Below are 23,207 nucleotides of genomic sequence, written 5' to 3' on the forward strand. Positions count from 1 at the left end.
GGGGCGGGGACGCGCCACGCGAGCAGAGACGGCAGATGGCCGGGCCCGCCAGGGCGAGCGCAGGCAGCCGTCAGGTCGACCCGCGGCCCAGAGCCCGGTCACGGTGCGGAGTACGACCGACCATATGGGCAACTACCTGGTGTTTCATAGAACTATGGCAGGCTCGTCGCCGACAGTCCCCCCTACCGGGGCCGGAACCGGCCCCGGCCCGCCGTCGCGGCCCGGCTGGCGTGGCCGGGATCGCGAGTCACGGGCCATCACCGACCTGCTGCGCGCCGCTGCCGAGGGTGGCCGGGGCGGGGTGCTGCTGGTAGAGGGCCAGTCGGGGATGGGCAAGAGCCGGCTGCTGGCCGAAGCGATCGACGTCGCCGCCGGGCACGGCTTCATGCTTGCCCAGGGCACGGCCGACGAGTCCAGCCGGCTGCGGCCGCTGGAGCCGCTGATGTCGGCGCTGGGAGAATCAGCCCACACCCTGTGGGCGGCGTGGGCCGAAGCCCGCCCGGACGCAGCCGACGTGCGGTTGTGGCTGCTGGAGCGGTTGCAGGCCCGGCTGGAGGAACGCGTCGCGCGCGGCCCGATGCTGATCGTGCTGGACGACCTGCACTGGGCGGACCCCACCGCGTTGCTGGCGTTGCGGTCGCTGGTCCCCGAGTTGGCCTCCTACCCGCTGGTGTGGATCCTGTCCCGCACCACCGACGACGACCCCGGCAACGCGGAACGGCTGTTCGACTTCCTGGAAGGCGACGGCGCCACCCGGATCAAGCTGCGACTACTGGACCGGGTGGCCACCGCCAAGGTCGTCGCCGACGTGCTCGGCGCCGAGCCCGGCCCCGAACTGCTCGCCCTGGCCGAGGAGGCCGGCGGCGCCCCCTACGTGCTCATCGAACTGTTCGAGGGACTGCTGGACGAAGGCGCGATCGAGATAGCCGACGGCCGTGCCCGGCTGACCTCCCGCCAGGTCCCGCGGCGGGTGCAGGCGGTCACCCGCACCAGGCTGGGCAGGTTGTCGCCCGCCACCCGGCATCTACTGGAGGTCGCGGCCGTCCTGGGGCGTTCCTTCCCGGTGGATGACCTGGCCGACCTGCTCGGCGAACCCGCCAGCGCCCTGCTGCCGCGACTGGAGGAGGCCCAGCGCGCGGGGGTCGTGACGCCCGACGGGGACCTGCTCACCTTCCGGCACCACCTGATGTGGCGGGCCGTGACCGAAACCCTCTCCCAGCCGGTGCGGCTGGCCCTGCACCGGCAGGCCGGGGAGATGCTGCTGGCCCGCGGCGGCTCGGCCATCCCCGCCGCCGGCCACCTGATGCGCTCCGTACGGCCCGGCGACACCAGCGCCCTGGCCGCCCTGGACCAGGCGGTACGAGAAGTACTGCCCTCCTCCCCGCAGACCGCCGCCGACCTGGCCGGCCGGGCGGTGGAACTCACCGTTCCCACCGACCCCGAGCGGTTCGACCGGTCGATGACGGCCGTGTACGCCCTGACCGCGGGGGGACGGCTGGCCGAGGCGTCCGAACTCGCCAACGCCGTGCTGGAGCAGGCGTCCCCCGACAAGGTCGCCCGGCTGCACTACGAACTGGCCTACATCCGGCTCCTGAGTGGCCGGCCGGCCGACGCCGTCGCCGAGGCGGAGCGGGCGCTCGCCGAGGAGGGCATCTCCGACGAGCTGCGCGACCAGGCCGAGCACGTGCTGTTCCGGGCGCTGTTCGTCGCCTTCGACCACCCGCGCGGGCGGGAGCGGGCCGAGGCCGTCGTGGCGCATCCGGAACGGCACGGCCACGCCGTCCTGGCCGGGGCCCACGCGCTGCTCACCCACATCACCTGGGCGGAGGGACACGCGGCCGAAGCGATCGCCCACGGCTGGACGTCCATGCGCATCGCGGCCTCCGGGCCGATCCGGGCCCAGCACGCGCATCCGGCGCTGCACCTGGTCGCCCTGCTCATCAACCTCCGGCGGCTCGACGAGGCGGAGGCCGTCCTGCGCGCCACCGAGGAGGAGATCACCTCGCTGGGCCACACCGTGCACGCCGCCAGCCCGGCCCTGTTCCGCGCTCGGCTGCGGCTCGCCGCCGACCGGCTCGACGACGCCGCCGCCGAGGCCCGGGCCGGGCTGGCCCTGGCCGATGAACTCGGCATGCACGCCTACACCCTGCTGGGAATCACCGTGCTCGCCGTCGTCGCGGTGCGCCGCGGCGACCTGGACACCGCCGCCCGGCAGGCCGAACTGCATGACTCCAAGTACCAGGGTGGCCGGGGCATCATGTACGGGAGCGTGTGGAGCACCTGGGCCATGGCGACGGTCACCGAGGCCCGAGGCGACCTGGGCAAGGCGCTGGAGATCGCCCACCTCTGCTACACCGACCGGACGAAGCGGCGCTGGCTGCTCATGGTCGAGCCCGACGCCGCCGCCTGGCTGACCCGCACCGCGCTCACCGCCGGGCACCGCTCCGCCGCCGAAGACATCACCGCCACGGCCGAGTGCCTGGCCGCCGGCAATCCGGAGTTCCCCTCCCTGGCCGCCGCGGCCGCACACGCCCACGGCATCCTGCACCGCGACGCCGCCGCCCTGGCCCGCGCCGCCACCACCCACCAGGGGGCATGGGGCCGCGCCTCCGCGGCCGAGGATCTCGGGGTCCTGCTGGTACGCCAGGACACCGACCGCACGGCCGCGATCGGCGCCCTGGAACAAGCCATGGACGGCTACCAGCAGACCGGCGCCTCCCGGGACGCCGCGCGCGTCCGCGCCCGCCTGCGCGATCTCGGTGTCCGGCATCGGCACTGGACCGGCGTCGAACGTCCCGACACCGGCTGGGACAGCCTCACCGACACCGAACGCAAGGTCACCGCGCTCGTCGCCCAGGGGCTGACCAACCCCCAGATCGCCGGCCAGATGTTCATCTCCGCCCACACCGTGAAATTCCACCTGCGCCAGGTCTTCCGCAAGCTCGGCATCGCCTCCCGCGTCGAACTCGCCCGCCTGGCCGCCGAACAGCACCCGGCGAATCCGGGCCCCGCCCCACCTCACCTCCCCGGCTGACCGCCCGGCCGCCTCCTCGCCGGACCCGCGGCTCATCCACACCATCCGGTGGCCCAGTAATCACCGAAACCGGACTTCAGCCGGGTATATCGGCCCTGGACGACCAACCGGGGGAAACATGACCAAGCGCACCACACGCCTGCGGCACCTGCTGGACGCTCCGGAGATCCTGGTGGCGCCGGGCGCCTACGACGGGACCGGCGCACGGCTCGTCGAGTCCACCGGCTTCCAGGCGATCTACCTCAGCGGGTTCGAGACCTCCGCCGCCGTGCTGGGGCAGCCCGACGTGGGCTACCTGACGATGACGCAGATGGCCGAGCGGGTCGCCGCCATCTCCGCCGTGGTGGACCTGCCGCTGATCGCGGACGCGGACACCGGTTACGGGAACCCGCTCAACGTCCGCCGGGCGGTCCGCGCCTACGAGGACGCCGGGGCCGCGGCGATGCACATCGAGGACCAGGTCTCGCCCAAGCGCTGCGGGCACATGCTCGGCCGCGAGGTCGTCCCGGCGGAGGAGATGGTCCAGAAGATCAGGGCGGCGGTCGACGCCCGGCGCGATCCCGACTTCGTCATCATCGCCCGCACCGACGCGCGGACGACGCGCGGTCTGCAGGAGGCGATCGACCGGGGCGCCGCCTACCACGAGGCCGGCGCCGACCTGCTGTTCATCGAGTCGCCCGAGAGCGAGGACGAGATGCGGCGGATCTGTGCCGCCTTCCGCGGCACCGTTCCCCTGCTCGCCAACCAGATCGAGGGCGGCCGGACCCCGATGCCCGGCGTCCGCGCCCTCCAGGAGATGGGGTACGCGCTCGCGGTCTTCTCCCTCGGCACGGCGTTCGCCGCCGCCAAGGGCATCCGGGACTACCTGGAGGTGCTCGCCACCACGGGCGACACCCGCGCGGCGCGTGAGGGCATGATCCTGTTCGACGACTTCAACAAGCTGATCGGCCTCGACGAGCACACCGAGCTGGAGCAGCGCTACCGGATCGCGGGGGCTTGAGGAACACTCCGCCCCGGCCGGGACGCGTTCCGCCGGGCCCGGCTCCGGCCGCGATGCGCGGCCGGAGCCGGTCCCGGGTGGCCGGGGCCGGCCGGCCCCGGCCCTACGAAGGTCCGGGAGTACCCCGGACCGTGGTCAGTCGGCGCAGATGGCGAAGACGCTGATCCCGACGTCGTTGTAGCCGTCCTGGCGGCCGATGCCGATCCATCCCCGGCCGTCGCCGGTGGGGAAGGAGCCGACCAGGATCGCCCGGTTGCCCTGTGCCTCGGCTCCGCCGCCGAGAACCCGCTTGGCGCCGGGGCAGTAGAGGGTGCGGCGCTGGAAGTTGGGGACGTTGGCGTTGGGCAGGGTCACCAGCTGCCAGCCGGCGGGCAGCGCCCTGGCCTGCGCCGGAACCTGCGCCGGGGTCTGGGCGTTGGCCGCTCCGACCGTCGCCATGCAGGTGCCGACGGCCAGGCCGGCGAGGACGAGGGCAATGGACCTCTTCGAGTACATCCACTCTCCTTCTGTCGGCTCCCCGCCCGCCCGCGGCACGGCGCCGCCGGACGGGAATCGGGGAGACCAGCAAGGCCTTACACGAAGAGTGTCCATATCTTTACTGAGAGTTTCAATACCTATAGTGGTTGAATGACTACAGAAAGTGCCCCATCCCGGTCTAACTCGCGGTACGGACCACCGGGATCAAGCCGCTCACCTGCGAGAACGACGGGGCACGGGAGCACGGTCGGCCACATCCGGCCACGCCAGGCACCCGTGGGGAGCCTCGGGGCACGACCCCGCGCCCGGTCCCTCCCGGTGATCCGTACGGACGTGCGACACGCCGGCCGGTCAGCCGTCCGCGGCGTCCACCAGGCCCCAGGCCAGGGCGGTCGGCAGGTCGAGGGGCGCGCCGGTCAGGGCGAGGTACAGCGTGCGGTGCCGGCCGATGCGGCGGGGAATGCCGACGGTGCCGCCCGCACCGGGGATCAGCCCCATACCGACCTCGGGCAGCCGGAAGGTGGTCCCCGCGGCGGCCGTCACCCGGCCGGCGAAGGCGGGCAGTTCGATTCCGGCACCGACACAGGCGCCGTGCAGGCGGGCCTCGACCTGGCCGGCGAGGGCGTGGACGAGCCGGCCCGCGCCGGCGCGGGTGCGGACCAGGTGCGCGGTGGTCAGGTCGGGGGCCGTGCCGAACTCGTCCAGATCCCCGCCGGAGCAGAACGACGGCCCGGCACCGGCGAGCACCACCCGGGTCACCGTGCCGTCGAGCAGGGCCAGGTGCAGGGCGTCGACCAGCGCGTCGCGCACCTGGCGGCCGTAGGCGTTGCGCCGTTCGGGCCGGTTCAGCGTGACGGTCAGGCGATCCCCGGCACGCTCGACCAGCACCGGGTGCTCGACCGGCGAGGGCAGCGGCCGGGGGCCGCGGGACTCCAGCCAGCGGCGGAACTCCGGGCCGCCGAGCAGGGCGGAGTAGGCGAAGGACTCCACGTCCAGGGCGGCGCCCACCGGCAGCGCCTCCGTCGCCCGCAGCACCTCGCCCAGGACCGTGGCCGCCTGCGGGTTCCGCGTCGCCGCCCCGTGCAGGGCCGCCAGCGGTTCCTCGGGGTCGGGAACGGCGACGCACTCCGGCCCGCCCGCCGCCCCGCCCCCCACCAGGGTCAGGTCCAGCGCCCGCGCCAGCTCCGCCACCCGGGGGGAGAGCCGGCCACGGGCGAGACCGATCAGCAGCCGGTCACCGGACCGGGCGCGCTCCAGCGCCTCACCCGGAACCTCCGTGACGCCGTCCAGTTCCACCGCCACCAGCGGCTCGTGGACCCGCCCGGCGGAGTCGAGCAGCGGGGCGTGGACGGCGCCGCCGGCCAGGTCGGCGACGGAGACGCGGCGCGGGCCCGTCAATCGGCTCACCTCGCTCTCGGACCGGCGGGCGACCACGCGTCCGGCCAGGTCGGCGGCGGTGATCGCTTCCGGGCCGGAAGTGTATCTTCGGGACGTGCCGAACACCGCCCGTGATGCCGGTTTCCTTCCCGCGGTGGCCGGGTCCGACCCGGCGGCCGACTGGGCGCGCAGCGGCATCGTGGCCCTCACTGGCTGGGCGGACGGGCCGCCGCTGGTGCCGCCCGGGCGGGCCGCCACCGCCGCCCGGGAACTGGCCGACCTGTTCGCCGCCCGCACCGGGGTCCGGCTGGACGGCGCCCGGCTGCTGTCCGAACGCGCCGCGTTCACCGGGCACCGGCGGCGCGGGGAGTTCTCCGCCGGGGGATCCTGCCGGCTGCTGCCCACCGCCGACGGCTGGGCCGCCGTCTCCTGCGCCCGCCCCGACGACCCCGCGCTGCTGGGTGCCCTGGTCGGGGCCGCGCTGGGCGACGACCCGTGGCCCGCGGTCGCCGGCTGGCTGCGCGGGCACACCGGCGCCGAACTCGCCGAGCGCGCCGCGCTGCTCGGCGTCGCCGCCGGACCGGTCCGGCACCGCCGCACCCCTCCGTCCCTCCCCCGGCCGCCGGCCCACCGCCCGGTGCGGGACCTGCTGGTGGTCGACTTCAGCGCGCTGTGGGCGGGCCCGCTCTGCGCCCACCTGCTCGGCCTGGCCGGTGCCCGGGTCGTCAAGGTCGAGACGCCCGGGCGGCCGGACGGGGCGCGCCGCGGGAACCCCGGCTTCTACCGGCTGCTGCACGCGGGCCACCGCTCGGTCGTCCTGGACCCCGGCACCGCCGCCGGGCGGGCGGCGATGGCCGCCCTGGTCGGTGCCGCCGACATCGTGATCGAGGCGTCCCGGCCGCGCGCGCTGGCCCGCTTCGGGCTCGACGCCGAGGCCGCCGTCGCGGCGGGGACCACCTGGATCTCGATCACCGCGTACGGGCGCGGTGCCGACCGGGTCGGGTTCGGCGACGACGTCGCCGCCGCCAGTGGCCTGGTCGCCCGTGCCCCCGGCGGCGCCCCGCTGTTCTGCGGCGACGCCATCGCCGACCCGCTCACCGGGCTGACCGCCGCGGTCCTGGCCACCGGCGGCGAGAGCGCGCTGTGGGACGTCTCCATGTCGGACGTGGTCGCCGCCACGCTGCCGCCGGCCGCCGGGGCACCCGCGACCTCGCCCCCGGCCCGGGCGGCGGGCGGCGGGTGGGTGGTCGACACCGGCGCGGGGCCGGTACCCGTGGCCGTCCCCCGCCGGCGGGAGGCGGCCGGGCGGGCGGCCGGCGCCGGGGAGCACACCGGCCGGGTGCTGCGCGAGCTGGGGATCGCCGCGCCGTGACCGGCCTGCTGCTGCGCGACGCCGAACTCGACGGCGGGGTCCGGGCCGACGTCCGGGTCCGCGACGGCCGGATCGCCGAGGTCGGCGCGCTGCGGCGGCGGCCCGGGGAGGCCGAGCACGACTGCCGGGGCGGCGCGCTGCTGCCCGGCCTGTGCGACCACCACCTGCACCTGCACGCCCTCGCCGCCTGGCGGCGGTCCGTGCGCTGCGGGCCGCCGGAGGTGACCGGCCGCGCGGGGCTCGCCGCCGCGCTCGCCGCCGCCCGGCCCGACGAGCACGGCTGGCTCCGGGGCGTCGGCTATGTGGAGACCGTCGCCGGCGACCTCGACGCGGCGGCCCTCGACCGGTGGTACGCGCGCGGGCCGGCCCGGGTCCAGCACCGCAGCGGCGCCCTGTGGACGCTCAACACCCCCGCGATGGACGCGGTCGGCCTGGCGTCCGCCGACCACCCGGGCGTCGAGCGGGACGGCCACGGCGCCCCCACCGGGCGGCTGTGGCGGGCCGACGGCTGGCTGCGCTCCCGGCTGCCGCCCGCGGCCCCGCCCGACCTCGCCCCGGTCGGCACCGCCCTGGCCCGGCTCGGCATCACCGCCGTCACCGACGCCACCCCCGACCTGGACGCGGGCTCCGCCGGCGCGATCGCCGCGGCCCTGCGCGGCGGGGCGCTGCCCCAGCGCGTGCACCTGCTCGGCGTCCCGCTGGACGGGCCCGCGCCCGAGGGCCCGAGCGTGGGGCCTTACAAGATCGTGCTCGCCGACTCCGGGCTGCCGGCCTTCGACGCGCTCGCCGACCTGATCCGCGCCGCCCACGCGGCCGGGCGCGCGATCGCCGCGCACTGCGTCACCCGCGAGGCGCTGGTCCTCCTGCTGGCGGCCCTCGACGTGGCCGGGGTCCGGCCCGGCGACCGGATCGAACACGCCGCGCTGGTGCCCGCCGAACTGGTTCCGGTGCTCGCCGGGCGCGGCCTGCGGGTGGTCACCCAGCCCGGCTTCCTCGCCCACCGGGGCGACGACTACCTGCGGGACCTGCCCACCAGGGACCACCCCGACCTCTACCGGTGCGCCTCGCTCGCCGCGGCGGGCGTGCCGCTGGCGCTGTCCAGCGACGCCCCCTACGGGCCGCTCGACCCCTGGGCGGTCATCGCCGCCGCGGTCCACCGGCGCACCCCGGCGGGCCGGGTGGCCGGCCCGGACGAGCGGCTCGCCCCGGCCCGGGCCCTGGACGCCTATCTCGCGCCGCCCGGCGATCCCGGCGGCCCGCCCGCACGGGTGCGGCCGGGCGCCGCCGCGGACCTCGTGCTGCTGCACGTCCCGCTCGCCGTGGCGCTGGCCGGGCCGGAGCCCGGGCTGGTCCGGTCGGTCTGGATCGGCGGCCGGGCCCGCTGAGCCCGGCCCGCCGGCGTGCAGGGGGTGCGCCCCGCACGCCGGCCGGGTACCCGGTCAGGCTTCCTCGGCGGCCTTCCGCTCCGGCCGCCAGAAGACGGCGAGCAGCAGGGCCCCGCCCACTCCGCCGGCGCCCGCGGCGATGGCCAGCCCGAGCCACCCGTCGAGGGTGTCCTCGATGCCGAGGACCCCGTCCAGCGAGACCGCGCCGCCGCCGAGCGCCCCCGCGGCGCAGGCGACCAGGATCAGCATCAGGACGTACTCGTAGCCCTCGCCGGGCCGGAAGATGAAGAAGCCGTTGCGCAGGTGGTTGGTCACCATCGCCACCAGCATGGTGCCCACCACCCCGGCGGCGGCCAGCGGCGTGAACAGGCCCAGCGCCAGCATCGCCCCGGCGCCGAGTTCCGTGCCGGTGGCCATCAGGGCGTGCAGCCGGCCGGGCCGCAGCCCGATCGATTCGAACCAGCGGCCCGTGCCCGCGATCCGGCCGCCGCCGAACGCGTGGTTCCAGCCGTGCGCGAAGATCGTCAGGCCGACGGTCAGCCGCAGGATGAGGGACGCGATGTCCACGCTCTCCATGGAGCGCTCCGTTCTGAAGTGGTGAAGGTTCTGGCGGGTCGTCTATCTGGTCAGGGGATCGCGAGGCAGTCCGAGGATGCGCTCGGCGATCTGGTTCCGGGTGATCTCGGAGGTGCCGCCGGCGATGGACAGCGCCCGGGCGCCCACCGTCAGCAGCGCCGCCGGCGTGTCGGTGAAGGCCGTCTCCGGCCCGGTGAGCTCGGCCATCAGTTCCGCCGACCCGCTCTGGTGCTCGGCGAGCACCAGCTTGGTGATGTTGCCCTCCGGGCCGGGCTCTCCGCCCGCGACGGCGCGCTCGGCCCGGCGCAGGTTGAGCAGCCGCAGCGCCTGCGCCCGCGCCAGGTGCCGGCCGACCCGGACCCGGGCGCCGGGCGCCCGGTCGCCGGACTCGCGCAGCAGGTCCAGGAGGGCGGGCGCGCCGTCGCCGCCGAGGCCGCCGCCGATGCTGACACGCTCGTTGCCCAGGGTGGCGCGGGCGACCCGCCAGCCCTCGTTCGGCGTGCCCACCACGTCGGCGTCCGGGACGAACACGTCGGTGAAGAACACCTCGTTGAAGTCGGAGTCCCCGGTGATCTGCCGCAGCGGGCGCACCTCCACCCCGGGGGCCTTCAGGTCGACCACGACCATGGTGACCCCCGAGTGCTTGGGCGCGTCGGGGTCGGTGCGCACCGTGGCCAGGCCGCGCCGGCAGTAGTGGGCGCCGCTGGTCCACACCTTCTGGCCGTTGACGATCCAGCCGCCGTCCGTGCGGACGGCCCGGGTCCGGATCCCGGCGGCGTCCGAGCCGGCCTCCGGCTCGCTGAACAGCTGGCACCAGATCTCCTCGCCGGCCAGCGCGGGCCGCACCCACCGGTCGATCTGGTCCTGCGTGCCGTGCTGGACGAGCGTCAGGATCACCCACCCGGTGATGCCGTACTGCGGGCGCTGCACCCCGGCCGCCGCGAACTCCTCCTCGATGACGAGCTGGACGCCCGCGCTCGCCGCCAGCCCCCACGGCCGCGGCCAGTGCGGCTGGACGTAACCGGTCTCGATCAGCCGGGTGCGCTGCTCGCCCGCGGGCAGCGCGGCCAGTTCGGCGGCCAGTTCCCTGATCTGCGCCCGGGCCGCCTCGGCCTCAGGCGGCAGGTCCAGGTTCCCGCGCCGGGTCACGCCCGCCGCGCGCAGCGAGGCGACGTCTTCGGCCGCCGCGTCGGCGTCGAAGAGCGCGGCCAGCGCGGTGGCCCGGCGCAGCAGCAGGTGCGCGTCGTGCTCCCAGGTGAACCCGATCCCGCCGTGCACCTGGATGTTCAGCTGGGCGTCGGCGGTGAACGCCGGGACCGCCAGGGCCAGCGCGATCGCCGCCGCCAGTTCGAACTCGGCGGCCGGGCCGTCCGCCGCGCGGGCGGCGTCCCAGACCGCGGCCGTGCCCAGCTCGGCCGCCACCAGCATGTTCGCGCAGTGGTGCTTGACCGCCTGGTACGTCCCGATCGGGCGGCCGAACTGCTCGCGCGTCTTCGCGTACGCGGTGGCCGTGTCGGTGCACTCGCGGGCCCCGCCCACGGCCTCGGCCGCCACCAGCGTGCGGGCCACCGCCAGGGCCCGCGGCCGGGCGCCCCGGAGCACCCGCTCGGCCGGCACGGCCACGCCGTCCAGCCGCACCCGGGCCGACCGCCGGGAGTGGTCCACGTTCGGCGGCACCTCGACGGTCACGCCGGGGGCGTCCGCCTCGACCACCACCAGGTCGTCGCCCGCCGCCAGCACCAGCAGGCGGGCCGCCCCGGCGCCCAGGACGGCTCCGGCGTCGCCACCGGCGGCCCCGCCGGTCAGGGTGAGGGAGCCGCCGAGGCCGAGGGCGGCCGGGACGGTCCCGCCCGCCAGGCCCGGCAGCAGCGCGGCCCGCTGCGCGTCCGTGCCCGTGTCCGCGACCGCCGCGGCAGCCAGCATGGTGGGCAGGAACGGCCCCGGCGCCACCGCCCGGCCCAGTTCCTCGGCCACCACCACCAGCTCCGGCAGCCCCGCCCCGCCGCCGCCGTACTCCTCGGGCAGGTGCAGGCCGAGCAGGCCGAGCGCCGCGAACTCCGGCCAGAAGTCCGGCAGCGGCTCGTGCTCGGCCTCCAGCAGCGCGCGGCCGGCCGCGCGCGCCCGGTGGGACTCCAGGAAGGCACGCACGGTCGCGGCCAACTCGCGGTGCTCGGTACCGATCGCTATGCCGTTCGTCGTCGCCATGGGCTCTCCGCTCCTCGCTCAGCCCCGGTCCAGAGGGGTGAAGACCGGGGGCCGCTTCTCTTTCCGGGCTGTCAGTGCCTCGGCCAGGTCCGGACCGCCGAACGCGACGTCCATCCGCCGCAGCGTGTCGGCCAGGGCGTCGGCACGGGTGCGCTCCAGGTCCGCGTACACCTGTTCCTTGATGGCGGCCAGGGACGACGGCGCGCAGCCCGCCGCCAGGTCCGCCGCGTAGTCCAGCGCGGCCGGCAGGAGGTCCTCGGGCTCGACGACCCGGTGCACCAGGCCGATCCGCTCGGCCTCCTCGGCGTCCAGCGCCCGCCCCGACAGCAGCAGTTCCATCGCCCGGGACGTGCCGAGCAGCCGGGGCAGCAGCCACGCCAGCCCGTACTCGGCGACCAGGCCCAGCCGGGAGAAGCTCGTCGCCAGCCGCGCGCCGCGCGCCACGAACCGGATGTCGCTGCCCAGCATGTACGCGAACCCGATGCCGGCCACCGGCCCGTTCACCGCGGCCACCACCGGCGTGCGCAGCCGCAGCGCCAGGTCCGGGAGGTCCTCGGGGTCGGGCACGAACGCCCGGATCGCCTCGGGGCCCTCGCCCAGCACCGCCAGGTCCGCGCCCGCGCAGAAGCCGCGGCCCGCGCCGGTCACCACGATCGCCCGCACCGCGGGGTCGGCGTCCGCGGTGCGCAGCGCCGCCGCGTAGGCCAGCGCCATCGGCCGGGTGATCGCGTTCAGCGCCTGCGGCCGGTTCAACGTGATCACCGCGACCGCGCGCTCATGACGCACCAGTACGGTCTCCTCGCCGGTCTCCATCCGCTCCTCCTTCGCGCCGCCGGGAAAGCGTCCTGATCGTGTCATGCCAGGCTCAAACGATCATCAGCGGCTCGTCTCGACGGGCCCGCAGCGCCGTGACGATCCCCGCGACGACCTCCGCGGCGGGGCCGCCGGCGCCGGCGGGCCAGGCAACGCCGAGCCGCAGTTGCAGGTCCGGCTCGTCCAGCGGGAGCAGGGTGATGCGGGCGCCGGCGAAGACCCGGCGCGTCAGGGAGTTCATCGAGATCACCGCGATGTCCCGCGACCGCCCCACGTGCACCGCCAGCCGCACGATGTCGCTGTGCGGCAGCTCGCGCACCCGGCGCAGCCCGGCCTCGACCAGCCGCCGGCGGAACTCCCCCATCGCCTGCGGCTGGACCTTGGCGGACGTCAGCAGCACCGTCCGGTCGGCCAGGTCGGCGACCTTGACCGCCGGGAGCCGGGCGAGGTCGTCGTCGCCGCGCAGGGCGACGCCGAGCCGGTACCGCGCCAGCGGCAGGGAGTGCAGCCGCGGGTCCTCGACCGGCAGGTGCACCACGGCCAGGTCGAGCCGCCCGGCGGCCAGCAGCTTCAGCAGCGCGGCCGACGGCTCCAGGGTGACCGGCGGCTCGGCACCGGGACGCTCCTGCCGGTACGTCTCCAGGACCAGGTCCAGCACCTGCGGCGGAGCCAGCGGTGTGGCGCCGATCCGGGGCGCGGGCGGCTCCGGCGGCCCGTCGCCGGGGGCCAGCCGCGCCAGCGCGTCGAACCGCTCCAGGACGTCCCGGGCCGGGGGCAGGAACCGCCGACCGAAGCCGGTGAGCTCCACCCGGCGGTGGCCGCGGTCGAACAGGTCGTGCCCCAGCTCCTTCTCCAGGTCGCGGATCCGGCGGCTGAGCGGCGAGGGCGTGAGATGCAGGCGCTCGGCCGCCCGCCCGAAGTGGAGTTCCTCCGCGACCGTCACGAAGTACCGCAGTTGCTGGATCTCCACCGGGCCCAGCGTACCTTCGGCGATCACGGCCGGGCAGGGGCGGGCGGCTCCTCCAGCGCGCCCGCGACGACGAGCGCGTCGATCTCCGCCGCCGGCATGCCGAGGACCTTCGTGCAGACCTCCCGGGTGTGTTCGCCGGCCAGCGGCGCCGGGCGCAGCTCGGGGTCGGCGACGTCCCGGAAGGTCGCCGGGCCGTTCTCGGTGGGCAGGGGCGCGTCGAACTGCGGCTGGTGCAGTTCGCGGAAGAAGCGCCGCGCCGCCAGGTGCGGGTCCGCGGCGTACTCGGTGATCCGCTGCATCATCCCGGCCGGTACCCCGGCCGACTGCAGGTGGGCCGCCGCCGCGCGCGGCGGGTGCGCGGCCGTCCAGCCGCCCACCGCGGCGTCGATCAGCTCCCGGTGGGCCACCCGGCCGGCGGAGGTGGCCAGGCGGGGGTCGTCGCGCAGGTCGGGGCGTTCGATGGCGGAGCACAGCCGCCGCCAGTCCGCGTCGTCCCGGACGGTCACCACGCACCACTCGTCGTCGCCCGCGCACGGGTAGACGCCCTGCGGGGCGTCCCACTCGCCGGCGTTCCCCCGCGGCCGGAACGAGCCGGGTTCCAGTGACTCGCGCAGGAACGACTCCGCCAGCTGGACGAGGATGGTCTCGGCCTGCGACACGCTCACCGTGCCGCCCGCGCCGGTGCGGCGCCGGGCGATGAGGACGGCCAGCACCGCCGTGGCGCCCACCCGGGCGGCGACGTGGTCGGGGTAGACCGTGATGCCGTCGCAGAAACCGTCCTCGCCGTCGGGGACCTCGGGGTCCCGCCACAGGCCGGTCAGCCCGGCGACGGCCCGGACGAGCGGGCCGTACCCCATCTGGCGGCTCCACGGGCCGGTCGCGCCCAGGGCGCTGCTGTCGGCCACGACCAGCCGCGGGTTGATCCGCCGGAGCGCCTCCGGGCCGAGCCCGAGGGACTCCAGCGTCCCCGGCTTGAAGTTGGACAGCACGACGTCGGATTCGGCCACCAGCCGGCGGAACACCTCCGCACCGGCGGCCGAGCGCAGGTCGATCCCGCAGCTCAGCTTGTTGCGGTGGCCCCAGACGAAGGAAGGGGTGAGTTCCGCGCCGGTGGCGGACTGGCGGCTGCCGTCCGGATGGGCCCGGTTCTCGATCTTGATCACCTCGGCGCCCTGGTCGGCGAAGAGCCGGCCCAGCTCCGCGCCGACCACGATCACGCCCAGGTCGAGGACCCGCAGCCCCGCCAGGGGACGCCGGGGCCCGGCCGGTGCCGCCGGTGCGGCGCCGGGGCGCGCGTCCGGCGCGAAGCCAGCACCGAAGCCAGCGCCGTCGTGCTCGCCGACCTGCGGTGCCCGGTACCGGAAGCCCGCCCGGATCCCGTTCACCTCCACGTAGCCGGCGGGGACCCTGCCGTGCAGGCCCGGCGCCACCTCGGCGTCCACCAGCCCGCCGCGGGCCAGGAAGTGGTCGCTCGCCAGCACCTCCCCCGGCGTCAGCAGCGCCGCGATCGGCACGCCGAGCCGCTGCCCCCGGGCGACGAGCTCCTCCCTGTTCCGATGCTCGAACAGCGCTCCGATCAGCGGGTACAGCCGCCGGGCGGCCTTGTAGCGCGCGCGCAGCGTGTCGAACTCGGGGCCGGCGAACTCCGCGGGCTCGCCGAGCCAGGTGAACATGCCCCGCCACTGGCGCCTGGACAGCAGGCAGATCCGCACGTGCCCGTCGGCGCACGGGAAGATCGGGTAGAGCAGCCCGGGCCGCGGGCGCCCCCGCGGCAGCTGCGACGCCGTCATGCCGCCGGTCGCCGAGCCGCCGATCCCGAAGCCCGGGTCGAGAGCCTGGACGGTCATCTCGTGCACCGAGCAGTCGACGTGGTCGCCCCCGCCGGTGTCCAGCCGGCCGGCGTAGGCGAGCAGGGCGGCCCAGGCCGCCTGGACGCCGGCGGCCTCGTAGGCCAGCGATCCGGGCGGCAGCAGCGGCGGCCGGCCCGGGATTCCCGAGCGGGCCAGTACCCCGCCCATCGCCAGGTGCGTCCAGTCGGTGGCCGCCCAGTCGCGGTAGGGGCCGGTCTGCCCGAAGTCGGTGATCGACACGACGACGAGTTCCGGCCGGCGGGCCAGCAGGGCGGGCGCGCCGAGGCCCAGCCGGTCGAGCCGCCCGGGGCGTTCGGTCTCGATGAAGATGTCGGCCGCGTCCACCAGGTCCCGCAGCCGGTCCCGGCCGGACGGCTCGCCGAGGTCCACCGCGACCCCGCGCTTGTTGGCGTTGCGGGTGGCGAAGTGGAGGCTCACCCCGCCGTGGCGGGGCTGCCGGCGGCGCGACGGGGCTCCGCCCGGCGGCTCGACCCGGATGACGTCCGCCCCGAGGTCGGCCAGGTAACGGCCGCAGGTCTCCGCCCCGCCGTCCGCCATGTCGACGACGCGGAGACCGGCCAGCGGAAGGCCGGAACCGGCTGCGGTCATGGCGCTCTCCTCACCCGGGTCGCGGACGCGCCGGTGGCCCGCCCCGTGCAGCGAAGGGTGGCATGAAAGCGATCGCTTGCATATGTCCGATAGCGCAACGACGCACATGTCCGCACCCGCAACACGACCGGAAAAACCGGCTCGGGAACCCGATCGAACGCCCCGCATATTCCCGGCCGCTCCGGCCGCGGATGCGGCGATTTCCGGAATGCCGCGGCCGGCGCGCTAACGATTCTCCAGAACCGGGAGGCGGACGGTGAACGTCGCGCCGACGCCTGGGCGGCCGTCGGCGGTGATCGTGCCGCCGTGGGCGTCCACGACCTCGCGGGCGAGGGCGAGGCCGAGGCCGGACCCGCGGTGCCCGCTGACGGATCGGGTGAAGAGCCGTTCGGCGTCCCGCGGGTCGAACCCGGTGCCGTCGTCGCGGACGGTGAGCTGTGTCGTCCGGGGCGGGCTCGCCGACAGGGTCAGCCGGATGCGACCGCCCGCGGCGGTGTGCGTCAGCGCGTTGTCCAGCAGGGCGGAGATCACCCGGCGGAGCGCGGTTTCCGCGCCGCGGACGACATGGTCGCCGGGGTCCCGGCGCACCTCGACCGTCACCCCGCGCTCCCGGGCGCGGGCCGCCTCGGCGGCCACCGCCTCCTCGGCCAGGGCGGCGAGGTCGACCGGGCCGAACGGCCCGTGCGGCCGCCCGGACTGGGCCGCCAGCAGCAGGTCCTCGACCACCTCGCCGAGTTGCCGGGTGCCGGTGACCAGCCGGTCCATCTCGGCGGCGACGAAGGCCGGGGCGGCTCCCCGGTGCAACCGGCGGGCGACGAGTTGCGCCCGGGTGTGCAGCCGGGCCAGCGGGGCGCGCAGCTCGTGGCTGACGTCGGCCGCGAACCGCCGCCGGCGGGCCAGCGCCTCGCCCAGCGGCGCGATCGCCCGCCGGGCGAGGACCTGGCCGACCAGCAGCGCGGCCAGCAGGCCGGCGACCTCCGCGACGGCGAGCGCGCGCAGCAGCCGGCGCCGCTCCGCGGCCTGGTGGTGCAGGTCCATCGCGACCTGGACCACCGCGTCGCCGCGCGGCTGGGTGCGGACGAGATAGGCGTGTCCCGCCGCCTCGACCCGGATGGTCCGTGGCGCGCGGTCGGCGGCGACCCGGTCCAGCACCGTGCGCACCGGTAACGCCGCCGGGGCGCCGGGAGAGCCTTGCACGGCGCCGCCGCGCAGTTCGAACAGCCAGGTGCACGGCGGCGGGTGGGCGACCGAGGCGCGGCGCGCGGCGTGGGCCAGTTCGTGCCGGGCGGCGGCCTCCTGGCCGCTGACGGTGACGCCGTAGACCAGCGCTCCGGCCAGCGCGAGCACCGCGGAGATCGCGCCCGCCACCTGGACGGTGATCAGCCGGCGGGTCCGGGTCAGCAGCCTCCGGTCCCGGTCGAGGGGGTCGGGCACGGCAGCGCCCTCACAGCTCGCCCAGGCGGTACCCCACGCCCCGCACGGTGCGCACGACGCCCGTCCCCAGCTTGGTCCGCAGGTAGTACACGTAGGTGTCCACGATCGCCTCCGTCCGGGCGCCGTCGAAGACCTGCCGGCGCAGCGCGGCGCGGGTGTGCACCTGGCGCGGGCGGGTCGCCAGCGCGCGCAGCAGCAGGCACTCCCGTCCCGACAGCGTCACCTGCTCGCCGGTGGGCAGCCGCACCACCTGGGAGCCGGGGTCGAACCAGCCCGCGCCGAGCGGCAGCAGCCGTGCCTGGTCCAGGTTCCTGCGGTGCAGCGCCCGCACCCGGGCCAGCAGTTCGTCGATCTCGAACGGTTTGACCAGGTAGTCCTCGGCGCCCGCGTCGAGGCCCGTGACCCGGTCGGCGACCGAGCCGTAGGCGGTGAGCACGAGCACCGGCGCGGTGACGGCCCGCCGGCGCAGCCGCCGGAGCAGGTCGAGCCCGTCGATCACCGGCAGGCCGCGGTCGATGATCATCACGTCGTAGCCGCGGGTCAGTCCCAGATGCAGTCCGCGCTGTCCTTCCAGCGCGAGGTCGACGGTGTATCCCTGCTCGGCGAACAGGTCGGTCAGCATCCGCCCGAGCTCGCGGTCGTCCTCGATGATCAGCAGCCGGAGGGAGGGCCGGTCGGCTGATCGCAATGTCGCGGCCACGGGATAACGGTGGCAGCACCACCGGATAATCGCCATAGTGCGGACAATTGTGGACAATTTCCAATTTCTTTGAACCGATCCCGCGATCAGCACGTCATTTAGCTTTCAACTAGCTCCCTGGATCGCCCCGGCGCGGTCGGGCGGTTCGCTCGGGGGCACGTCGGTGGCAGGCTGGGACGCCTGGTCACGCTCGTACCGTTCCGGCAGTGCCAGCCGGTAGAGCGGCATGGCGCTGGCGGTGGTGACGACGGCCACCAGCACCAGAATGGCGAACAGCTCCTGCGTGATCATCCCCTGGGCCAGGCCGATGTTAATGAAGATGAGAATCATCAGCCCGCGCGCGTTCATCAGCGCGCCCACCGCGTACGCCTCGCGCCACCCGAACCCCAGGGCCCGCATCGACAGCGCGCAGCCGAAGTACTTCCCGGCGAACCCCGCGGCCATGATCACCAGGAGCGCCAGCAGCAGAGAGCCGCCGGTGATGCCGCCCAGGTCGGTGTTCAGCCCGGAGAAGGTGAAGAAGACCGGCAGCAGCAACGTCGAGACGACGCTCATCATGCGGCTGTGCAGCGCCTGGCGGAACGCCGGGTCGCGGGGCATGGCCAGCCCGGCGACGAACCCGCCGAAGACCGCGTAGATGCCGATCCAGTCGGTGATCCAGCCCGCTGTGAGCGGCACCAGGACGACGACGTACATGGCGGTGGGGCCGAGCTCCCCGGTCCGCGCGAAGTCCCTGCCCAGCGGCCGCAGCAGCCGGGTGACCAGCAGCAGCATCACCACCGCGAACAGCGCCGCCAGCACGATGGTGCGCAGCGCCCCCTCCAGGCCCGAGCCCAGGTGCACCGCCGACAGCACGGCCAGCAGGCACCACGCCGCGGCGTCGTCGATGGACGCCGCCACCAGGGAGAGCCGGCCGAGGGGGGAGTTCTCCAGCCCCCGCTCGTACAGGATCCGGGCCAGCATGGGGAACGCGGTCAGCGACAGCGCGCCCCCGACGAAGAAGGCGAACTGCCAGCGGCCGACGTCGGGCCGCGAGAGCACCCCCCACAGGGCCGCGCCCGCGCCGGCGCCCAGCAGCAGCGACGGGACGACCCCCGAGACCGCCAGCGTCGCCGCCCGGCGCCCCTCCCCCGGCACCCGCGCTCCGTGGTCCAGCCCGGCGCCCACCAGGAACATGTACAGCGTCAGCCCGATGGTGCTCAGCACGTACAGGATCGGCCTGACCTCGCCCGGGAACACGGCCGCCTGGGCGTCGGGGAACAGCGCGCCGAACAGCGTCGGGCCGAGCAGCACGCCGGCGACCATCTCGCCGAGGACGCGCGGCTGCATCACCATGAGCGCCAGCCGGCCGCAGATCGCCGCGGCCACCAGGATGACGACCAGGGCCGGCAGCACCTTGAGGACCAGTTCGAGGTTGGGGTCGCCGGGGGCGGCGACCTGGGTCAGCGCGGGCATCCCGCTCCTTCCGGCCGATCTCCTGGGGTGGTCGCGAAATGGCGCTCGCACGGCCGCAGCCGGCGCGCGTCCCAGACCATGTAGGTGCCGAGCACCAGTTGCACGAGACCGCGCCAGACGTCCTCCCAGCGGTCCCGCAGCCGCATCCGCAGCAGCGCCGGTCCCGGCCGCCCGGGGGCGTCCCGCGGGAGGAGCAGGCACGGCCCCCGGCTGGGCAGGGACCGGGTGTGCGCGGCGGACGAGCGCAGGACGTGCCCGCGCAGCACCTCCCGCGCCGCGGCCCGCAGGGTGATCGGCGCCAGCCGCCAGGCGGGGCAGGGCCGGTTGGCGGCGACGCCGAACGGGATGTGGTTGGCCTCCCGGGCCGCCGGCCCCGCCGCCCACCGGTCGGGGTCGAACCGGTCGGGGTCGGCGAAACCCGCCCGGTGGAACTCGGGGTAGTTGAAGCACAGCACCGAGCCGGCCGGGATCGTCGTGCGCTCGTCGAGGTCGATGTCGCCGGTGGTGACGCGGTGCGCGACGCCGAACAGGGGGTAGCGCCGCAGCGTCTCCGCGATCACCTGGTCGAGGTAGGCCGGGTCGCCCGTGCGCGCCCGGTCCTGCACGTCCGGATGCCGGGCGAGGGCCAGCAGCAGGTGGGCGGTGGCCTCCGCCATCTGGACGACCGCGGTGTTGAAGAAGGTGCCCTGCAGGTACAGCGCGCACTCCTGTTCCGACAGCCCCGCCGGCAGCGGGCGCCGCACCCGGGGCAGTTCCCCGGCCAGGTACCGGGTCAGCCGGTGGCGCCGGTCCATGTGCCGCAGCCCGCAGCCCTTGAGCGCGGTGACGACGTCGGCGGCGTTGCCGACGATCAGGTCGCGCGCCGCCCGCGGGCACGGCTCGCCGAAGACCAGCTCGTAGTAGAACTCGGCCCAGACCGGCATCATCAGGTCGCGCAGCCGGACCCGCCGCGGGGCGTCCCGCAGCGCCCGGGCGACGCACCGGCGGGTGAGCTCCTCGGCCTCGGCGCGCGGGACGGCGAGCAGGCCGCGGGTGGCCCGGGCGACCGCCTCGTAGCGCTCCCCCGCCTCCAGGTGCTCCTGGTGCACCTCGGGGCCGGGCGACAGCCAGTACCAGAACAGGTCCGACAGGGCCGCGCCCCGGCTCCGGCCGCCGGCCGCAGGGTGGGAGTAAACCTCCCGGAACCGCTCGACGCCGACCAGGTCGCCGGGTACGGGGATGCCCTCGTCCCCGTTGATCCGGGCGAAGACACGTACCCGCAGCGCCACCACCCGGCCGGGCAGCCACCACGGCAGGCTCGCGACGAACGCGACCGCCACCACCGCCGCGATCAGCATGACCGCCGCACCATGCTCGGCTCCAGGTCGCGCACGGACGCGCAGCCGCACAGGGTGAGGGCGTGCTCGACCTCGGTACGGAGCAGTTCCAGCACCCGGGCCGCGCCCCGCTCGCCGCCGGCGGCCAGGCCCCAGACCACCGGCCGGCCGACCGCGACCGCCGCGGCGCCCAGCGCCAGCGCCTTCAGGACGTCGGTGCCGCACCGGATCCCCCCGTCCAGCAGCACCGGGACGGCTCCCCCGACGGCGGTGACGATCTCCGGCAGCACGTCGATCGTGGCGGGGACCGCGTCGAGCTGCCGGCCGCCGTGGTTGGAGACCAGCAGCGCCGCGGCGCCGTGGTCGAGCGCGAGCCGCGCGTCCGCGGGGTGCAGAATCCCCTTGAGGACGATGGGGAGCGCGGTGATCTCCCGGAGCAGGCCGATGTGCTCCCAGGAGATCTCCGGCGACATGACGATCGGCCGCACCCGCCCGCCGTCGCGCAGGTTCTCGCAGCACAGCCCCGCGGGCAGGTCGTGGAAGCCGCTGTGCCGCTCCCGCTCCCGCAGCCCCCGGGCCGGCGAGTCCACCGTGACGACCAGGGCCGTGCAGCCGGCCGCCTCGGCGCGCCGCACGACCGCCTCGGTGAAGGCCATGTCCGGCTGGACGTAGAGCTGGAACCACAGGGTGGCCCCGGGCGCCACCGCGGCCACCTCCTCGACGGCGACCGTCGCGGCCATGCTCACGATCATGATCGTTCCGGTGGCGGCCGCCGCCCGCGCCGTGGCGCGCTCGCCCTCGGGGTCGGCGAGCCGGTGGAACGCGGTCGGCGCCACCAGCACCGGCATCGCCGCACGCCCGCCGGGCAGGGTCACGCCGGTCCGCGGCCGCCCAGCGCCCCGCAGCACCCGCGGCACCAGCGCCAGCCGCCCGAACGCGGCCTCGTTGGCCCGCAACGTGACCTCGTCGCCGGCGCCGCCGGCGAAATAGCCGTAGTGCGCGGGGTCGAGCCGCCCGCGGGCCACGGCCTCGAACTCGTGCAGGGTCTCCGGCGCGCGGACGCCCATCACACCGGGGCCGCGGCGGTCTGCCGGGCGAAGAAGGCCCACAGCGGCTCGAAGTGAACCTCCCGTGAGGTCCACTCGTTCTCCAGGTTCTCGGTGACGTGATGCACGGCCGGGGGCAGGCCGGGCCGGTGGTGCCGCACCACGGGGTGCAGGTAGTGGCCCTCGGCCGCGCGCGCGGCGTCGCTCTGCCGGATCCGGCCGACCGACACGTCGAAGGGGTCCACCTGGTCGTGCTCGGGCCCGTACTCCAGGGTGATCGTGAAGTGGCCGGCGGAGCCGATCGGCGGCCCCTCCAGGTCGACCGGCAACTCCTCCAGGTAGCGGGCCCCACCCCGGCCGTCGAGGACGACGACGTCGCCCAGCAGGCCGAACTGCTGCCACAGCGCCGAGGAGCGGTTGACCCGGTCGAGCACCGCCTCCGCCAGCGCCCCCGGGTCTGCGGTGAGGTCGCGGCCGGGCCACCGCTCGCCGTGGTGCCGCACCTCCAGCAGGCGGTGCAGCGCCCGGACGCCGTACCGGAAGCCGTGGATGAACCCGCTGGTGCCGCGCTTGAAGTCACGGGACTGGGTCAGCGTCCCGGCGAAGTACAGGCCCGGGACGTTGACCGACTCGTAGCCGGGGGTGAGTGCCGGGAACCGGTCCCCGATCACCAGGTCCGGGCGGCACTCCGCGGCGAAGATCGAGGCGTCGAACCGGAAGCCGGTGCAGACGATCACCTTGTCGTAGGGGATGTCCTTGGTGACCTCGTCGGCGCGGGCGAAGCTCACCGTCACCAGGTACGAGCCGTCGTCCCGCCGCTCGACGCGCTTGACGTCGCCGTCCAGCAGCGCGTTCTGGGACTTGAGCTGGTAGGTGTCGAGCAGGTTGTTGTTGACCGCGCGCAGGTGCCCGACGTAGTGGGTCCGCCACGCCATCTTGAGGGAGTTGGGCCCGGCGACGTGGATGACCGCGGCCGTCTCGACCAGGTTGTCGGCCGTCTCGAAGGCCGAGTTCCCCCGGCCGATGATCAGCACCCGCTGGTTCAGGTAGTCGGCCGGGTCGGTGGAGGCGGTGTTGTAGACCTCGGCGGTCTCGATGCCCGGGATCGGCGGGACGTTCGGCAGGCTCACCCCGGTCGCGACGACCAGCCGCCGGGCCGCATGGGTCCGGCCCTGCCCGTCGGTCGCCCGGAAGTCGCCCGCCGGGCCGCGCTCGACCCGGGCGACCCGGGTGTCGTAGGCGATCCGCAGGTCGCGGGCGGCGGCGAAGTCGGCCAGGTAGCGGACCATGTCGTCGGCGCCGGGGAAGTACCGGTCGCTGTAACGGGTGAACAGCAGGTCGGGGTCGTCCGACAGCAGCGAGTTCCAGTCCATCCGGAGGTTGAGCTCCGGGTCGTCCCATCCGGTGTGCTTCTTGTTGATCGAGATGAGCTTGCGGTGGCGCGGGAAGGTACGGAAGAACGCGCCCGGGGCGGGGCCCGCCTCCAGGATCAGGTACCTGCGGCCCGTCTGCTCCAGGAAGTGTCCCAGCTGCAGGCCCGCGGGACCCGCGCCGATCACCAGGTAGTCCAGGACGTCGTCCGGCACGG

The 23,207-nt window shown here is 75.6% G+C and carries 17 protein-coding genes; 4 read left to right on the forward strand and 13 right to left on the reverse strand.

From position 1 onward, the window contains the following. The first annotated feature begins 154 nt into the window (after positions 1 to 154). Entirely contained in the window at positions 155 to 3,034 is a 2,880-nt protein-coding gene (locus DPM19_RS04385; RefSeq protein ID WP_158566694.1) for a helix-turn-helix transcriptional regulator, read from the forward strand. 118 nt (positions 3,035 to 3,152) lie between these two features. Continuing rightward, complete coding sequence (locus tag DPM19_RS04390) at positions 3,153 to 4,034, forward strand: isocitrate lyase/PEP mutase family protein (protein WP_111863506.1); 882 nt, start codon at positions 3,153 to 3,155, stop codon at positions 4,032 to 4,034. Positions 4,035 to 4,169: 135 nt separating this feature from the next. Here DPM19_RS04390 and DPM19_RS04395 read toward each other — a convergent pair whose 3' ends face one another. Next, complete coding sequence (locus tag DPM19_RS04395) at positions 4,170 to 4,529, reverse strand: hypothetical protein (RefSeq protein ID WP_111863507.1); 360 nt, start codon at positions 4,527 to 4,529, stop codon at positions 4,170 to 4,172. Positions 4,530 to 4,862: 333 nt separating this feature from the next. After that, positions 4,863 to 5,909 carry an enoyl-CoA hydratase/isomerase family protein gene (locus DPM19_RS04400; RefSeq protein WP_199484848.1) on the reverse strand — a complete coding sequence of 349 codons (1,047 nt, stop codon included), beginning with the start codon at positions 5,907 to 5,909 and terminating at the stop codon, positions 4,863 to 4,865. Positions 5,910 to 6,003: 94 nt separating this feature from the next. On the opposite strand from DPM19_RS04400, the gene DPM19_RS04405 reads away from it, so the two are divergent. Then, complete coding sequence (locus DPM19_RS04405; RefSeq protein ID WP_199484849.1) at positions 6,004 to 7,260, forward strand: CoA transferase; 1,257 nt, start codon at positions 6,004 to 6,006, stop codon at positions 7,258 to 7,260. Then, entirely contained in the window at positions 7,257 to 8,645 is a 1,389-nt protein-coding gene (locus tag DPM19_RS04410; protein WP_111863509.1) for an amidohydrolase family protein, read from the forward strand. Before DPM19_RS04405 ends, DPM19_RS04410 begins: the two co-directional genes overlap by 4 nt. A gap of 54 nt (positions 8,646 to 8,699) precedes the next feature. Here the strand turns inward: DPM19_RS04410 and DPM19_RS04415 are convergent, their stop codons facing one another. The 11 genes from DPM19_RS04415 to DPM19_RS04465 all read right to left on the reverse strand — a co-directional run bounded on the left by DPM19_RS04415 (position 8,700) and on the right by DPM19_RS04465 (position 23,205). Continuing rightward, positions 8,700 to 9,221, reverse strand: a complete 522-nt coding sequence (locus DPM19_RS04415) for a DoxX family protein (protein WP_111863510.1) — start codon at positions 9,219 to 9,221, stop codon at positions 8,700 to 8,702. A 42-nt stretch (positions 9,222 to 9,263) separates the two neighbouring features. Beyond that, on the reverse strand, positions 9,264 to 11,426 hold the full coding sequence (locus DPM19_RS04420) for an acyl-CoA dehydrogenase (RefSeq protein ID WP_111863511.1): 2,163 nt from the start codon (positions 11,424 to 11,426) through the stop codon (positions 9,264 to 9,266). Positions 11,427 to 11,444: 18 nt separating this feature from the next. After that, positions 11,445 to 12,239: an enoyl-CoA hydratase-related protein gene (locus DPM19_RS04425; protein ID WP_111863512.1), complete on the reverse strand. Its 795-nt coding sequence runs from the start codon at positions 12,237 to 12,239 to the stop codon at positions 11,445 to 11,447. Positions 12,240 to 12,291: 52 nt separating this feature from the next. Continuing rightward, the gene (locus tag DPM19_RS04430; RefSeq protein WP_158566695.1) at positions 12,292 to 13,236 is read right to left on the reverse strand and encodes a LysR family transcriptional regulator; all 945 of its coding nucleotides are present in this window, start codon (positions 13,234 to 13,236) and stop codon (positions 12,292 to 12,294) included. Continuing rightward, positions 13,233 to 15,668, reverse strand: coding sequence for a CaiB/BaiF CoA transferase family protein (locus DPM19_RS04435; protein ID WP_111863514.1), 2,436 nt, complete (start codon positions 15,666 to 15,668; stop codon positions 13,233 to 13,235). The genes DPM19_RS04430 and DPM19_RS04435 overlap by 4 nt, the downstream gene beginning before the upstream one ends. A gap of 225 nt (positions 15,669 to 15,893) precedes the next feature. Next, positions 15,894 to 17,102 carry a sensor histidine kinase gene (locus DPM19_RS04440; protein ID WP_111863515.1) on the reverse strand — a complete coding sequence of 403 codons (1,209 nt, stop codon included), beginning with the start codon at positions 17,100 to 17,102 and terminating at the stop codon, positions 15,894 to 15,896. A gap of 10 nt (positions 17,103 to 17,112) precedes the next feature. Beyond that, on the reverse strand, positions 17,113 to 17,802 hold the full coding sequence (locus DPM19_RS04445) for a response regulator transcription factor (RefSeq protein WP_233509847.1): 690 nt from the start codon (positions 17,800 to 17,802) through the stop codon (positions 17,113 to 17,115). Positions 17,803 to 17,907: 105 nt separating this feature from the next. Continuing rightward, positions 17,908 to 19,257 carry a cation:proton antiporter gene (locus tag DPM19_RS04450; protein WP_111863516.1) on the reverse strand — a complete coding sequence of 450 codons (1,350 nt, stop codon included), beginning with the start codon at positions 19,255 to 19,257 and terminating at the stop codon, positions 17,908 to 17,910. Further along, on the reverse strand, positions 19,245 to 20,594 hold the full coding sequence (locus DPM19_RS04455; protein WP_111863517.1) for a cytochrome P450: 1,350 nt from the start codon (positions 20,592 to 20,594) through the stop codon (positions 19,245 to 19,247). Before DPM19_RS04455 ends, DPM19_RS04450 begins: the two co-directional genes overlap by 13 nt. Further along, entirely contained in the window at positions 20,588 to 21,640 is a 1,053-nt protein-coding gene (locus DPM19_RS04460; RefSeq protein WP_111863901.1) for an alpha-hydroxy acid oxidase, read from the reverse strand. The genes DPM19_RS04455 and DPM19_RS04460 overlap by 7 nt, the downstream gene beginning before the upstream one ends. Continuing rightward, positions 21,640 to 23,205: an NAD(P)-binding domain-containing protein gene (locus DPM19_RS04465; RefSeq protein ID WP_199484850.1), complete on the reverse strand. Its 1,566-nt coding sequence runs from the start codon at positions 23,203 to 23,205 to the stop codon at positions 21,640 to 21,642. The genes DPM19_RS04460 and DPM19_RS04465 overlap by 1 nt, the downstream gene beginning before the upstream one ends. Positions 23,206 to 23,207 lie beyond the last annotated feature (2 nt).

It is taken from the genome of Actinomadura craniellae, assembly GCF_003289645.1.
Taxonomy (GTDB): domain Bacteria; phylum Actinomycetota; class Actinomycetes; order Streptosporangiales; family Streptosporangiaceae; genus Actinomadura_D; species Actinomadura_D craniellae.